The sequence below is a fragment of the Dietzia sp. 111N12-1 genome (assembly GCF_001658045.1).
Taxonomy (GTDB): domain Bacteria; phylum Actinomycetota; class Actinomycetes; order Mycobacteriales; family Mycobacteriaceae; genus Dietzia; species Dietzia kunjamensis.
In genome coordinates this window covers 24,829-38,786 of the sequence record NZ_LSSV01000022.1, presented here as the reverse complement: position 1 = coordinate 38,786, position 13,958 = coordinate 24,829, and the positions used below count along the sequence as shown (strand labels likewise).

The 13,958-nt window shown below is 71.0% G+C and carries 14 protein-coding genes; 12 read left to right on the top strand and 2 right to left on the bottom strand.

What is annotated here, in order from left to right; all coding sequences use genetic code 11:
• Positions 1-41: 41 nt before the first annotated feature.
• A complete protein-coding gene (gene uraH / locus AYO52_RS04020) occupies positions 42-365 on the bottom strand; it encodes a hydroxyisourate hydrolase (RefSeq protein ID WP_067713539.1) in 324 nt (107 codons plus the stop codon).
• The gene (locus AYO52_RS04015) at positions 365-907 is read right to left on the bottom strand and encodes a 2-oxo-4-hydroxy-4-carboxy-5-ureidoimidazoline decarboxylase (RefSeq protein ID WP_156523519.1); all 543 of its coding nucleotides are present in this window, start codon (positions 905-907) and stop codon (positions 365-367) included. Before AYO52_RS04015 ends, uraH begins: the two co-directional genes overlap by 1 nt.
• Before the next feature lie 369 nt (positions 908-1,276).
• Here AYO52_RS04015 and AYO52_RS04010 point away from each other — a divergent pair, with 369 nt between their 5' ends.
• The 12 genes from AYO52_RS04010 to AYO52_RS03955 all read left to right on the top strand — a co-directional run bounded on the left by AYO52_RS04010 (position 1,277) and on the right by AYO52_RS03955 (position 13,946).
• A complete protein-coding gene (locus AYO52_RS04010) occupies positions 1,277-1,597 on the top strand; it encodes an urease subunit gamma (protein ID WP_067713537.1) in 321 nt (106 codons plus the stop codon).
• Positions 1,594-2,478 carry a hypothetical protein gene (locus AYO52_RS04005; RefSeq protein ID WP_067713534.1) on the top strand — a complete coding sequence of 295 codons (885 nt, stop codon included), beginning with the start codon at positions 1,594-1,596 and terminating at the stop codon, positions 2,476-2,478. Before AYO52_RS04010 ends, AYO52_RS04005 begins: the two co-directional genes overlap by 4 nt.
• Before the next feature lie 73 nt (positions 2,479-2,551).
• Complete coding sequence (gene ureC, locus AYO52_RS04000) at positions 2,552-4,744, top strand: urease subunit alpha (RefSeq protein WP_082923754.1); 2,193 nt, start codon at positions 2,552-2,554, stop codon at positions 4,742-4,744.
• On the top strand, positions 4,744-5,604 hold the full coding sequence (locus tag AYO52_RS03995; protein ID WP_082923753.1) for an urease accessory protein UreF: 861 nt from the start codon (positions 4,744-4,746) through the stop codon (positions 5,602-5,604). Before ureC ends, AYO52_RS03995 begins: the two co-directional genes overlap by 1 nt.
• Positions 5,605-5,779: 175 nt before the next feature.
• Positions 5,780-6,415, top strand: a complete 636-nt coding sequence (gene ureG / locus AYO52_RS03990; protein ID WP_061228858.1) for an urease accessory protein UreG — start codon at positions 5,780-5,782, stop codon at positions 6,413-6,415.
• A complete protein-coding gene (locus AYO52_RS03985) occupies positions 6,412-7,368 on the top strand; it encodes an urease accessory protein UreD (protein ID WP_253701858.1) in 957 nt (318 codons plus the stop codon). Before ureG ends, AYO52_RS03985 begins: the two co-directional genes overlap by 4 nt.
• Positions 7,369-7,809: 441 nt before the next feature.
• Entirely contained in the window at positions 7,810-9,057 is a 1,248-nt protein-coding gene (gene urtA / locus AYO52_RS03980) for an urea ABC transporter substrate-binding protein (RefSeq protein ID WP_096907488.1), read from the top strand.
• A gap of 118 nt (positions 9,058-9,175) precedes the next feature.
• Positions 9,176-10,060 carry an urea ABC transporter permease subunit UrtB gene (urtB, locus tag AYO52_RS03975; RefSeq protein ID WP_061228856.1) on the top strand — a complete coding sequence of 295 codons (885 nt, stop codon included), beginning with the start codon at positions 9,176-9,178 and terminating at the stop codon, positions 10,058-10,060.
• A 146-nt stretch (positions 10,061-10,206) separates the two neighbouring features.
• The gene (urtC, locus tag AYO52_RS03970; protein WP_067713651.1) at positions 10,207-11,361 is read left to right on the top strand and encodes an urea ABC transporter permease subunit UrtC; all 1,155 of its coding nucleotides are present in this window, start codon (positions 10,207-10,209) and stop codon (positions 11,359-11,361) included.
• Complete coding sequence (urtD, locus tag AYO52_RS03965; RefSeq protein WP_253701854.1) at positions 11,358-12,236, top strand: urea ABC transporter ATP-binding protein UrtD; 879 nt, start codon at positions 11,358-11,360, stop codon at positions 12,234-12,236. The genes urtC and urtD overlap by 4 nt, the downstream gene beginning before the upstream one ends.
• Positions 12,233-12,934, top strand: coding sequence for an urea ABC transporter ATP-binding subunit UrtE (gene urtE, locus AYO52_RS03960; RefSeq protein WP_082923750.1), 702 nt, complete (start codon positions 12,233-12,235; stop codon positions 12,932-12,934). Before urtD ends, urtE begins: the two co-directional genes overlap by 4 nt.
• A gap of 307 nt (positions 12,935-13,241) precedes the next feature.
• Positions 13,242-13,946, top strand: coding sequence for an EcsC family protein (locus tag AYO52_RS03955; RefSeq protein ID WP_067713533.1), 705 nt, complete (start codon positions 13,242-13,244; stop codon positions 13,944-13,946).
• The last annotated feature ends 12 nt before the right edge of the window (positions 13,947-13,958 follow it).

Below are 13,958 nucleotides of genomic sequence, written 5' to 3'. Positions count from 1 at the left end.
TGCAGGGCGCCGCAGGTCAGAGCGTCGGAGAGCCCCGCGCCTCAGGATCCGCGGTAGGTGCTGTACCCGAACGGCGACAGGATCAGCGGCACGTGGTGGTGCGCGGCCGGGTCCGTCACCTCGAAGCACACCACCGCCTCCGGGTAGAAGCCGCTCACTCCGGCGGCCCGGTGATAGCCGCCCGTGTCGAAGGCCAGTCGGTACACCCCGGCCCCGACCTCGACCTGCGCCAGATCGGGGCCCCGGCCGTCGACGTCGGTGACCCCGGAGGCGAGGTCAGTGCCAGCGGAGTCGGTGAGCCGGTAGCCCAGGCCGACCGCCGGGGTGCCGGTGGCGGTGTCCAGGGCGTGGGTGCTCAGCGACATCAGAGGGCTCCGGTCTCGAGCAGTCGGTCCAGCCGCAGGGCGTTGATGGCGGCCAGGTGGTCACGGGTGGTCGCGAGCTCCTCTGCCGGGGTGAGGTCGATCCGCCGGTCGAGTTCGGCCACGATGTCCCGGGCCGACAGCCCGGTCGCGCACACGAGGAACGCGTGGCCGAAGTGCTCGGCGTGCCGACGTTGCCCCTCGGCGAGCCGGCGCGCGAGCTCGGCGTCCGCGGTGGCGGCTGCGCTCTGCTCCCGCGCCGAGGCCTGACCGACCTCCCGGGGCGCGCCCGTGTCTGCGCCGCCGCCCGCGCCGCCCGAGCCCGCGCCGCCCGAACCCGCGCCGATCGGCGGATGCGCGTCGACCGCGGCCAGCACCTCGGCGTCTTTCTGCTCGTCGAGCACCCGCCGGGCCGCCGCATGTAGCGCGTCGCGGGAGCCGTACGGCCGCCCCTCCAACACCGCGCGCGCCCAGGTCTTCGACCCGGAGAGTTCGGTCAGGACCGGCATCAGTTCCTCTGCGCGCGCGGCATCGAATCCGCTCACGGCGGGATCGACGGTCTCGGCAGAATCAGAGGAAACGGGGGGTGTGGTGGTCTCGGGCACGGGCTCATCATCGCAGCGGCGGGGGCCCGGAACACCGCCGACGCGGCAGCCGTAACACGGCGTAACAATCGGCCCCGGCGCCCTGACCTGCGGTACCCTGCACGCCGCCCGCAGGGCACCGCAGGTCAGGGGCTCGCGCGGTGAGGGTGCAGCGAGGGCGCGGCGAGGGCACGGCGGGAGGAAGGGCCGGACCGGAGGCAAGTAACACTGCCGACACACAACGTCGCTAGCGTTCAGAAGCGTCGACGCGCGCAGACGCGCATGCCGGCCCCCGGACGCGCCGTCGCCCGAGCACGAGAGGACCCCAGGATGAAGCTCACCCCCCGCGAGTTGGACAAGCTCACCCTGTTCACCGCGGCCGAGGTCGCGCGCCGCAGGCTCGAGCGCGGGGTGCTGCTCAACGTCCCCGAGGCCACCGCGCTCATCTCGTGGGAGATCGTCGAGCACGCCCGCGACGGCCGCACCGTCGCCGAGTGCATGGACCTCGGTCGGCAGGTGCTCGACGCCGGCCGGGTGATGGACGGCGTGGTCGAGCGGCTGGCGATGATCCAGGTCGAGGCCACGTTCCCCGACGGGACCAAACTCGTCACCGTGCACGACCCCATCGGGCCGGTGGAGCAGAGCGCGTGAGCGGCCACGGGCACGGCGACGCCCACGGGCACGGCCACACCCACGAGCACGGCCACAGCCACACCCACACCGACCCGGCGACCGCCCGGATCGTCCTCGCGTTGGGCCCGGAGTCCGAGCAGATGCCGGACCTGGACATCCCCGCCGCACGGCCGGGCCGCGACCTGGCCGACCTGGTGGAGGAGCAGGCGCGAAGGCCCGGGGGACCGGATCCGGCGGGAGAGGGTGCCGGTGTCGTCGTCGTCGTCCCCATGACGTTCGGCCGCGCGCCCGCGATGGTCGCCGACTGCTCCCGGACGTTGCGCGACGTCCGGGGCAGCACCGACCGCGCACGGCTCGCCCCGGGCTCCGCTGGTTCCATGGGCCCGGTGGCATTGGCGGCGCCGCTCGGCGACGCGACCATGCTCGTCACCCGCCTGCGCGCGGTGATCCGGCGGCACGGCGCGGTGTGCTCGGCGCTTCTGGTGAGCCGCGCGATCGACCCGTTCGCCGACGCCGAGCTGTACCGCCTCGCCCGGCTCGCGCGGCAGTACGGGCAGCCCGGCCTGGTCGAGGTGGCGTTCCACGGTGGCGACGAACCCGACCCCGACCTCCCCGAGGGGCTCGAGCGCGTCCGCGCCCTCGGTGGCCGACGGCCGGTGCTGGTCTCGGCGACCCTCGCCCCCGCGCCGGTCACCGGACTCGAGCTGCCCGGCGAGGGCGAGTACCTGTTCAGCCCGGCCGTGCTGCGCAGCGTGATCGACACCCGCGTCCGCGAGGCCGTGCACCGGCTCGACCACGGCGACGATGGCATCGACGCCGCCCTCGACGCCGAGGACGGCCACGGGTACGCCCACTCGCACGTCGCCGCCGACGGCACCGTCTACACCCACTCCCACTAGCCGCCCCAGCCACTCCACCCCGACTCACCCCACCCCCCGACTCACCCCACCCCGACGACCCCAGGAGCCACACATGTCCGGTTCGGTGCACTACCTCTACGGCGACGGGGACATCGAGCTGGGCGCCGGCCGCGCGACCCTCGAGGTGCGCGTGACCAACACCGGCGACCGCGCCGTCCAGGTGGGTTCGCACTATCACTTCTTCGAGGCCAACCGGGAGCTGCGCTTCGACCGGATCGCGGCGTACGGGCGGCACCTGGCGATCGGCGCGGGCCTGGCGGTGCGCTTCGAACCGGGCCAGACGCGGACGGTGCGACTGGTCGACTTCGCGGGCGAGCGCGTGTGCCACGGGTTCTCCGGGTTGGTCGACGGCCCGCTCGACGACCCGGCCGTGCGCGAGCGCGCGCTGGAGCGGATGGTCGCCGGGGGGTTCCTGCACAGCGGCGGGGGCGGCGACAGCCCTGACAACAACGACGACGAGGTCGCGCCCGCCCCGGACGCTGTGCCCGCAGCCGAGGGCCCGCCGACCGTGCTCTCGCGCGCCACCTATACCGATATCTACGGACCCACGGTCGGCGACCGACTTCAGTTGGCCGACACCGACCTGGTGATCGAGATCGCCACCGACCACAACGCGGTGACCACCGACGGCAGCAGCGGCTACGGCGACGAGGCCGTCTACGGCGGCGGCAAGGCGATCCGCGACGGGATGGCGCAGGACCCGGCGGGCACGCGGGCGTCGGGCGCGTTGGACCTGGTGATCACGGGCGCGATCATCGTCGACGCGGTGCTCGGTGTGGTCAAGGGCGACATCGGTGTGCGCGACGGGCGGATCGTGGCCGTGGGCAAGGCAGGCAACCCGCACCTGCAGGACGGGGTGCATCCGGAGCTGGTGATCGGGCCCGGCACCGAGGTGGTGGCGGGTGAGCACAAGATCGTCACCGCCGGCGGCGTGGACACCCACATCCACTACATCGCGCCACAGCAGGTCGAGGAAGCCTTGAGCAACGGCGTGACCACCCTGTTCGGCGGCGGCACCGGCCCCGCCGAGGGCACCAAGGGCACCACCTGCACGCCGGGCGCGTGGAACATCGGGCGGATGCTGCAGGCCGCCGACGGGCTGCCGGTGAACATCGGGGTGCTGGGCAAGGGCAACACGTCGCAGCCCGAGTCGGCGGTCGAGCAGATCGTGGCCGGCGCGGCGGGGCTGAAGATCCACGAGGACTGGGGGACCACGCCCGCAGCGATCCGCTGCGTGCAGGAGGTCGCGGACTCCTACGACGTGCAGGTTGCGATTCACACCGACACCCTCAACGAGTCGGGCTTCTACGAGGACACCCGCGCCGCGTTCGGCGACTCCACCATCCACACCTTCCACTCCGAGGGCGCCGGCGGCGGCCACGCCCCCGACATCCTGCGGGTGTGCGGAGAGCCCAACGTCCTGCCCGCCTCGACAAACCCGACGCTGCCGTACACCGTGAACTCGGTGGACGAACTGCTGGACATGGTCATGGTGTGCCACCACCTGTCGCACGACATCCCGGAGGACGTGAGCTTCGCCGACTCCCGCGTGCGCGCCGAGACGATCGCCGCCGAGACCGTCCTGCACGACGAGGGGATCATCTCGATCTTCTCGTCGGACTCGCAGGCCATGGGCCGGATCGGGGAGTCGTGGCAGCGCGCGTTCCAGACCGCCCACCACTGCCGCGTCGAGCGGGGCCCGCTGCCGGAGGACAGCGACCGCAACGACAACGAGCGCGTCCTGCGCTACGTCGCCAAGATGACCATCAACCCCGCCATCGCGGCGGGCATCGCCGACCACCTCGGCTCGATCGAGCCAGGCAAGCTCGCCGATCTCGTGTTGTGGCCGGTCGACTCGTTTGCCGCCAAGCCGTCGTTGATCATCAAGGGCGGGATGATCGTGTGGGCGCCGATGGGCGATCCCAACGCGTCGCTGCCCACGCCGCAGCCGGTGATCTACCGCCCGATGTTCGGCGCGTACGGCGGGGCGCTGCAGTCCACGCGGGTGACGTTCCTGTCCGCCGCCGCGATCGAGGCCGGCGTGCCCGAGGAGCTGGGCCTGACCTCGCCGTGCCTGCCCGTGCGTGGCTGCCGGGGGATCGGCAAGAAGGACATGGTCCGCAACGACCGCTGCCCGGTCATCGAGGTGGATCCCGAGACCTACGTGGTGACCGTCGACGGCGAGCCCGCCACCATCGCCCCCGCCACCACGTTGCCGCTGGCCCAGCTCCACTACCTCGCGTGATGTCCGACCACGACGACCACAACGACCACGACGACCACGACGACCACGACGACGAGGGCCGCCGCGTCCCGGATGGTGTGCCGGATGCGGGTCGTGCCGAACTGGCGACTCTGCTGTTAGCGCTGCAGTTCACCGACTCCTCGTTCCCCTCGGGCATGTACACGCTCTCGCACGGGCTCGAGGGGCTCCGGCAGTTGGGCGCTGTGGAGGGAGGCGCTGTCAAGGGCGGCGCCGGGGCCGGGGCGCGGTCCGTGGCCGAGGCCGTGCACGGGATCCTGCGGTATTCCGCTGGCCCGGCCGAGGCGACCGCGCTGGCCCTCGCCTGGGCGGCGACCCACGAGCTCGCCCCGCCGCCGGCCGCCAATCCTGCTTGCACTGACACTGCTGCTCTGCTCGCCGCGCTGACCCGCATCGACCGGCGGCTGCACGCCACCCGCTTGACCCGCGAGTTCCGCGACGGCGCCACCCGGACCGGCAAACAGGTGCTCGACCTGGCCGCCGAGCTACTCGACGACCCGGTGGTGTCCGCATGGAACGACCACGTCCGGGCCCGCCGGTCGCCGGGGTCGCAGTCGGTGGTCATGGGCGTGGTCTACGCCCGCGGCGGGCTGAGCCGGCGGGAGGCCGTGGCCGCAGACCTCACAGCGTTGGTCATCAGCCTGTCCGGCGCCGCGCTGCGACTACGACTGGCCGATCACCGCACCGCGCAGGCGCTGGTGCGCGGGGCGGCTCCGGTGATCGCCGAGGTCGCCGACGCCGCGGTGAGCCGGTCGCTGGAGGAACTCGGCGGGTTCGCGCCAGTGCTGGACCTGGCGTCCTGCCACCACGAACGCGCCGACGCCCGGCTGTTCGCCTCGTGACCCGGCCTCCACCCTCCTGACCGGAGTACCTGCGTACCCGGTAGCGCTCTGACCTGGGGTGCCCTGAACGTGCGCTGCAGGGCACCCCAGGTCAGGGCGGATCCCGCCGAGGGCAGGGCCGCGCTGCGTACGCCGCGCAACACTGCCGAAACACGGCTGCACTAGCGTTCGTTGCATGGCAGAGGCACAGCAGGTGTTGCGGATCGGGATCGGTGGGCCGGTGGGCTCAGGCAAGACCGCTCTCATCGAGGCGCTGGTCCCAGAGTTGATCGCCCGGGGACGCACCCCGGCCGTCATCACCAACGACATCTACACGCAGGAGGACGCCGAGCACGTCCGCCGCACCCTGGCCGGAGTCCTCGATCCCGCCCGGGTGGTGGGCGTGGAGACAGGCTCGTGCCCGCACACCGCCGTGCGCGACGACCCCACCATGAACCTCGCGGTGGGGGCGGAGATGCTCGAGGACCACCCGGACGTCGACACCCTCATCTACGAGTCCGGCGGCGACAATCTCACCCTGACGTTCTCGCCGGCACTGGTCGACCTGTTCGTCTTCGTCCTGGACACCGCCGAAGGCGAGAAGATGCCCCGCAAGCGCGGGCCCGGCATCACCGAGTGCGACCTGCTGGTGATCAACAAGATCGACATCGCCCAGTACGTGCGCTGCGATCTGGGAATCATGTCCTCGGACGCTGACCGCGTCCGCTCGGGCAAGCCCGTCGCGCTCACCGACTGCCTCTCCGGGACCGGCATCGCCGAGGTGCTCGACTATTTCGAGTCCCGCCGGGTGGAACTGCTGCCCGCACGGTGAGCGACCGGCTGACCCGGGCCGCCGACCCGGGGTTCGTGTGGCCCGCCGTCGCCGCCGGACCGCAGTCCGGGCCCGGCGCGCTGCCCGTCGGCTCGCCCGGCAAGGTCGGCGTGCTGGACCTGGCCTTCCGCCGGGACGGCCGCGGCCGCACGGTACTGGCCGAACGGTTCCAGAAGTCGCCGCTGCAGGTGATGCGGTCGCTGTACATCGACCCGGTCCTCCGCGAGATGCCGACGGTGTACGTGATGTCGACCGGCGGCGGGATCGTCGGCGGCGACCGGCTGGACATGGAGGTCCGTCTGGCCGAGGGCGCGCAGGCGCTGGTCACCACGCAGGCCGCGAACCGGGTGCACCGGATGGACGTCGGCTACGCCACGCAGACCGTCTCCCTGACGCTGGGCGAGGGCGCGGTGTGCGAGTGGCTGCCGGACCCGCTCATTCCGTACGGCGGCAGCAGGTTCCAGCAGCGGCTGCGGGCCGAGGTGCACGAGGACGCCGTGCTCATCGCCGGCGACGTCCTCACCGCCGGACGCGTGGCCCGCGGGGAGAGCTGGGACGTGGCCGCCTACGTCTCGGCCGTGGAGATCTCCCGCCCCGACGGCACCCTGCTCGCCGTGGACACCACCCACATCACCCGCGACGAGGCCGGCCACCCGCTGGTCACAGGAGACGCCGACGCGATCGGGACCCTGTTCGTCGTGGCGCCCGGCCCGGCGGAGGAGCTCGCGGCGGTCATGCGCGACGCGGCCGAGGCGATCGGGTCCGCGACCCCGAACTCGGATGGCCTTGATGCGGTGCGGTGCGGGGTGAGCACCCTGCCCGACGGCTGCGGCGCCTGGCTGCGGGTGCTCGGCCGCGGGCAGGAGAACGTGGAGGCAGCGGTGCGCGCGGTCTGGTCCGCCGCGCGAGTCCATCTCCTCGGTGCGCCGGCGCCGGACCTGCGCAAGAGCTGAGAGCCGGGCCGGCCCCGAGAGACGACGGCCGCCGCCCAGCCCGCCGACGCCCAGCCCGCCGACGCCCAGGTATGCGCCCTCTATGGACCGTTCCGCCAGCACATCCCGCGCGTACGCGTACATAGAGGCATCACAAGCCGAAGGGGACGCGTAACCCCGCGCAGGAGCGGCGTGCGGGCTCAGCCGGCCGCGCCCGCGCACTTGTATCGCGGGGTGGACGAGAAACACAGCGTTCACACAACACCGGTAGAGGCAACGGTGGCGAAACACCGGCGACTCAGCTGACTCACATCATGTCCTTACCTTTATCCACATCGCGCTTCGAGCCCCGCAGCCCGCGGGAGCACTCGACAGCCGGTCAGTGAAGGTCAGGTCAACCACGTGAACTCCACCTCCATCTCCTCTGGGAAGACAGCTCGCGCGAGCCAGACGCCGCGCTCGATCCGCACCCGGCGTGCACTGGCCACCGCCGGCCTCGTGATCCTGGGTGCGGGTGCGCTCACCGCCTGCGGAAGCCGGACCGGCGACACCGCCGCGGCCGCCGCCGAGTCCTGCGTGGACACCTCCGGCGACACGATCAAGGTGGGCTCGTTGCATTCGCTGTCGGGCACCATGGCCATCTCCGAGAAGACCGTGCGTGACTCGGTGGCGCTGGCGATCGAGCAGATCAACGCCGAGGGCGGGGTGCTGGGAAAGCAGATCGAACCCGTGGTGGAGGACGGCGCCTCCGACCCGGCCGTGTTCGCGGAGAAGGCGCAGAAGCTCATCACCAGTGACTGCGTGGCCGCGATCTTCGGCGGCTGGACCTCGTCCTCCCGCAAGGCGATGCTGCCCGTGGTCGAGGACGCCAACGCGTTGCTCTACTACCCGGTGCAGTACGAGGGCCTCGAGGCGTCGGAGAACATCTTCTACACCGGCGCCACCACCAACCAGCAGATCGTCCCCGCCCTGGAGTACCTCAAGGAGCAGGGCGTGGAGTCCATGTACCTCGTGGGCTCGGACTACGTCTTCCCGCAGACCGCCAATCGCGTCATCAAGGCGTGGGCCGAGGCCAACGAGGTCGAGATCCTCGGCGAGGACTACACCCCGCTCGGCTCGACCGACTTCTCGACCATCGTCAACAAGGTGCGCACCGCCAACCCGGACGCCGTGTTCAACACGCTCAACGGCGACTCCAACGTGGCGTTCTTCCGCGAGTACTCCAACGCCGGCCTGTCCGCCGAGGACACCCCGGTGGTGAGCGTGTCGATCGCCGAGGAGGAGGTCCAGGGCATCGGCGCCGCGAATATTGACGGCCAGCTGACCTCGTGGAACTACTACCAGACGATCGACTCGCCGGAGAACACCGCGTTCGTCGACGCGTTCAAGGCGAAGTACGGCGCGAACCGCGTCACCTCCGATCCGATGGAAGCCGCGTACACGTCGGTCTACCTGTGGAAGAACACGGTCGAGAAGGCGGACTCCTTCGCCGTCGACGCCATCCAGGACGCCGCCGACGGCGTCAGCTTCGACGCCCCCGAGGGCACCGTCACCATCAACGGCGAGAACAACCACATCTCCAAGACCGCGATCGTCGGCGAGATCCGCCCCGACGGCCTGATCTACGAGGTGTGGAGCTCCGGCGAGGCGATCGAGCCCGACCCGTTCCTCGAGTCCTACGACTGGGCCGGCGACCTGTCCGGGAACTGACGCCCGACCGTCAGCCCGGATCACCCAGCCCCGCCCACCCCGCCCGACCCACCCCGCTCCCGGCCCGTCAGTCGGGAGGGGGGGAGGGGGAGGGCGGGACCCGGAGAAAGGAGCCGATGTGGACATCCTCATCGGACAACTCGCGACCGGATTGAGCATCGGCTCCATCCTCCTGCTCGCCGCCCTCGGCCTGAGCCTGACGTTCGGCCAGATGGGCGTCATCAACATGGCCCACGGCGAGTTCATCATGGCCGGCTGCTACACCGCCTACGTCGTCCAGCAGATCACCGCCGCCTCTGGGATGAGCCTGCTGTTGTCCCTGGCCCTGGGTTTCGTCGTCGGCGGCCTGCTCGGCGTGCTGCTCGAGGTGACGCTCATCCGGCGCCTCTACGCCCGTCCACTGGACACCCTGCTCGTCACGTTCGGTGTGGGCCTGGTCCTGCAGCAGATCGCCCGAGACATCTGGGGCGCGCCGGCCGTCAACGTGGCGGTGCCGGAGTTCCTGCGCGGCAGCGTCGAACTGCTCGGTGCGTCGGTGCCTCTGACTCGCGTGTTCATCTTCGTCCTGGCGATCACCTGCGTCGCCGCGGTCATGGCCGCGATGAAGTTCACGCCCATGGGCCGCCGCATCCGGGCGGTCACGCTCAACCGTGACCTCGCCGAGTCGTCGGGCATCAGCTCCCGCCGCACCGACATCACCACGTTCTTCATCGGCTCCGGCCTGGCCGGCGTCGCCGGGGTGGCGCTCACGCTCATAGGCTCAACGAGCCCGACGATCGGCCAGTCGTATCTCATCGACGCGTTCCTCGTGGTGGTCGTGGGTGGTCTCGGCCAGCTGCGGGGCGCCGTGATCGCGGCGTTCGCGCTCGGGGTCCTGCACTCGTTCTTCGAGTACTCCACCACCGCGTCGGTGGCCAAGGTGCTCGTCTTTGTCGCCATCATCATCTTCCTGCAGGTGCGCCCGCAGGGCCTGTTCGCCGTCAAGACCAGGAGCCTGGCATGACCAAGACCATCTCCGTCACCCGAGCGGCTGGCGGCGCCGACTCCGCCGACTCCGCTGCCACCACCGCCCCCGATCCCGCAGCCTCGCTGCCCCGGCGCACCCGCGCCCGACGCCTGCTCACCGGCGACGCCGAGCGGCCACGGTGGATGTTCTGGGCCGCGCTCGCGGTGGCCGCGCTGATCATCTTCGCTCTCGCGCCCGCGCTGCTGAGCGACTTCCGGCTGAGCCTGCTGGCCAAATTCTTCTGCTACGCGATCGTCGCCAGTGGCATCGGTCTGGCGTGGGGGCGCGGCGGCATGCTGACCCTCGGCCAGGGCGTGTACTTCGGCGTGGGCGCCTACGCGATGGCGATGTTCCTCAAGATCTCCGACGCCCGCGACCGCGGAGGCGCCGACGCGCTGCCCGACTTCATGCAGATCGCCGGGATGCGCGAGATGCCCGGGTACTGGGTGCCGTTCGCCTCGCCCGGGTTCACGCTCGCGGTGATCCTGCTGGTCCCGCCGCTGCTGGCGTTCGGGTTCGGCTACCTGGTATTCAACCGCAAGGTCAAGGGCGCCTACTTCGCGATCCTCTCGCAGGCCCTGGCGGCGGCCGCCGCGATCTTCCTCGTGAGCCGGCCGGAGCTGGGCGGGTCCAACGGGCTCAACCGCTTCACCGGGTTCTTCGGGTTCGCGCTGTCCGACCCGGCCAACCGGCGGATGCTGTACTTCCTCGCCGGCGGCGCGCTGCTTCTCGTGGTGCTGCTGGTGCGCCAGCTCATGAATTCCCGGTTCGGCGAGTTGCTCGTGGCCGTCCGCGACCAGGAGGAGCGCGTGCGGTTCCTCGGCTACGACCCGGCGATGGTCAAGTCGTTCGCCTACGCCGTGGCCGCCTTCGCCGCGGGGCTCGCCGGGGCGCTGTTCGTGCCGATCGTGGGGATCATCTCGCCGTCGGCGATCGGTATCGCGCCCTCGATCGCGTTCCTCATCGGCGTCGCGATCGGCGGCCGCGCCACCCTGCTCGGCCCGGTGCTCGGCGCGATCGGGGTGGCGTGGGCGCAGACCGCGTTCTCCGAGGCCTACCCGTCGCAGTGGACCTACCTGCAGGGCATCTTGTTCATCGTGGTGGTGGGGTTCCTGCCCGGCGGCCTGGCGTCGCTGTTCGTGATGCGACGTCGGCGCGCCAAGGGCCAGGAGCCGACCACGACGACCACGACGACGACGAACTCCGCCACCTCCGACCGGCCCGCCACCACCGGCACCGCCGAACCTGAACCCGATGCGACGGCGTCAGGCGCCGCTTCCCCCGAGGAGTCCCGATGACCCCGTCCACCGCCTTCGGCATCGGTGCCGCGCTGTCGGCCGGCACCCTGACCGGCGCCGAGATCGGCCTGCCCGGCTCCGCCGCCCGCGCGTCCGCCCGCACTCGCTCCGGTGAAGGAGGCGCAGGCACCTACCTCGAGGTCCGCGACCTGACGGTGAGGTTCGACGGATTCAAGGCCGTGGACGGTGTCGACCTCACCCTGATCCAGGGCGACCTGCGCTTCCTCATCGGCCCGAACGGCGCCGGCAAGACGACCGTCGTCGACGCGATCACCGGGCTCGTGCCCGCCACCGGCACCGTCGACAAGTCCGGCCAGCCGGTGCTGGGGCTCAAGACGCACAAGATCGCCAAGATGGGCATCGGCCGCACGTTCCAGACGGCGTCGGTGTTCGAGGACCTCACCGTCGAGCAGAACCTCGACATCGCCGCCGGCGCCCGCCGCGGCCCGCTCACCCTGCTGCGGCGCCGCCACGGCCGGGAGGACAAGGTGACCGAGGCGCTGGAGACCATCGGGCTCGAGCACCTGGCCGGCACCAAAGCCGGGGTGCTGGCGCACGGGCAGAAGCAGTGGCTGGAGATCGGCATGCTGCTGGTGCAGGACTCCGACGTCATGCTGCTCGACGAGCCCGTCGCCGGGATGGGCGCCGAGGAGCGGCAGGCCACCGGGGAACTGCTGCAGCGGATCGCCGCCGACCGCACCGTCGTGGTGGTGGAGCACGACATGGATTTCATGCGGGCCTTCGCCACCACCGTCACCGTCCTGGCCGCGGGCAAGGTGCTCGCCGAGGGCACCGTCGCCGAGATCCAGGCCGACCCCAAGGTGCAGCAGGTCTACCTGGGCACCGCCGCCGCGACCGAGGAGAGCCCACGATGACCGCACTGCTCAAGATGACCGGCGTCCGCGCGGGCTACGGCGGCTCGGAGGTCGTCCACGGTGTCGACCTCGAGGTTCCGGCCGGGGGAGTGGCCGCGATCCTCGGTCACAACGGCGCCGGCAAGACGACGCTGCTGCGGACCGCGGTGGGGCTGTTGCCATGCAAGGGCGGCACGATCGAGTTCGACGGCGAGGACATCACCTCCCTTCGTCCACACGCTCGGGTGGCCCGCGGGATCGGCTACGTCCCGCAGGGACAGCAGTCGTTCACCCAGCTCACCACGGCCGAGAACCTGCAGCTCGTCGCCGATGGGCGCAAGCGCGGCAAGGCGCTGATCGACGAGTCGCTGGACCTCTTCCCGGCGCTGAAGGAGCTGCTCGACCGCAAAGCCGGACTGCTCTCCGGCGGCCAGCGGCAGCAGTTGGCGATCGCCCGGACGCTCATCACCGAACCGCGGATGCTGGTGCTGGACGAGCCCACCGAGGGCATCCAGCCGAACGTCGTGGCCGAGATCGAGCGCATCATCGTGGACCTGGCCTCCCGCGGCGACCTGTCGGTCCTGCTCGTCGAACAGCACGTGGGTTTCTCGCTGCGGGCCTCGGACGTCTATTACGTCATGGAGTCCGGGCGGATCTCGCACTCAGGCGCCTCTGATGCGACCGCCGCCCACGAGGTGTCGGCGGCGCTGGCGATCTGAGTCCGCGCCGACCGACCGCGCCGCCCGACAGCGCCTCCGCCTGCACCCGGGCCGCCGCCCGCCGAAACCGCCGCTGACCTGGGGTGCCCTGGACGACCCGTGCAGGGCGCCCCAGGTCAGAGGGGTCGGACCGGCCACGCCGCGGGCGCGCGTCCCACACCGAATTGTCGACACCGTTAACCGCTCGGGGCAAAGACTGCTTGTTCTCTTCTCGGCGCCGAGACTCCCTCCCCGGCGCCGCGGGCTGACTGATCGGCCGCAGTGAGAGCGAACCGTTCCCTCCGGCCTGTGCGAAAGGCGCCCCCTCATGGCGATTGCCCAACCCAAGCGTGTCAAGGAGATCACCAAGTCGATCTCCGAAGGCGATATGGAATCGGCGGCCACGTCGACCATCAACTTCATCCTGGATTCGGGAGTGAACGGCTTCGGGCCAGTCAAGGGTGCGGAGACCATCGCCGACGAGGCGCTCAAGCACTCCGGTGGCGACGCCGAGAAGGCCATCAAGCGGATCATCGCCACGCACACACGGGTCGTGGGCGCGTCGGGGTTCGTGTCCGGACTCGGTGGCCTGGCCACGATGGCGGTGGCCATTCCCACGGACGTCACAGTCTTCTACACCCGCGCCACCCGCATGATTGCGGCGGTTGCGCATCTGCGTGGCTATGACGTCCACAGCGAGGAGGTCCGCAGTGTCATCGCGGTGTCGCTGATCGGATCCGCCGGTGTCGAGGCGATGTCCAAGGCCGGAGTCGAGATCGGTACCAAGACGGCGATTGCGGCCCTGAAGAAGGTGCCGGGCACCGTCCTGACCAAGATCAACAAGGCGGTGGGCTTCCGTCTGGTCACCAAGTTCGGCACCACGGGGTTCATCAATCTGGTCAAGGTCGTGCCGGTGGCGGGCGCGGCCGTCGGCGGGACGATCAACATCGCGGGCATCCGATCGATCGCCGGCTACGCGAAGAGCAACTTCCCGGCAGTTGACCCGGTGGTCGTTCCGGGCACTGTGGTCTGAGCCTGCCGTCTG

Excerpts from the sequence above, each read along its gene's own strand:
- uraH (WP_067713539.1), bottom strand. The coding sequence starts at position 365 with ATGTCGCTGAGCACCCACGCCCTGGACACCGCCACCGGCACCCCGGCG.
- AYO52_RS04010 (WP_067713537.1), top strand. The coding sequence starts at position 1,277 with ATGAAGCTCACCCCCCGCGAGTTGGACAAGCTCACCCTGTTCACCGCG.
- ureC (WP_082923754.1), top strand. The coding sequence starts at position 2,552 with ATGTCCGGTTCGGTGCACTACCTCTACGGCGACGGGGACATCGAGCTG.
- AYO52_RS03995 (WP_082923753.1), top strand. The coding sequence starts at position 4,744 with ATGTCCGACCACGACGACCACAACGACCACGACGACCACGACGACCAC.
- ureG (WP_061228858.1), top strand. The coding sequence starts at position 5,780 with ATGGCAGAGGCACAGCAGGTGTTGCGGATCGGGATCGGTGGGCCGGTG.
- urtC (WP_067713651.1), top strand. The coding sequence starts at position 10,207 with ATGTTCTGGGCCGCGCTCGCGGTGGCCGCGCTGATCATCTTCGCTCTC.
- urtD (WP_253701854.1), top strand. The coding sequence starts at position 11,358 with ATGACCCCGTCCACCGCCTTCGGCATCGGTGCCGCGCTGTCGGCCGGC.
- urtE (WP_082923750.1), top strand. The coding sequence starts at position 12,233 with ATGACCGCACTGCTCAAGATGACCGGCGTCCGCGCGGGCTACGGCGGC.
- AYO52_RS03955 (WP_067713533.1), top strand. The coding sequence starts at position 13,242 with ATGGCGATTGCCCAACCCAAGCGTGTCAAGGAGATCACCAAGTCGATC.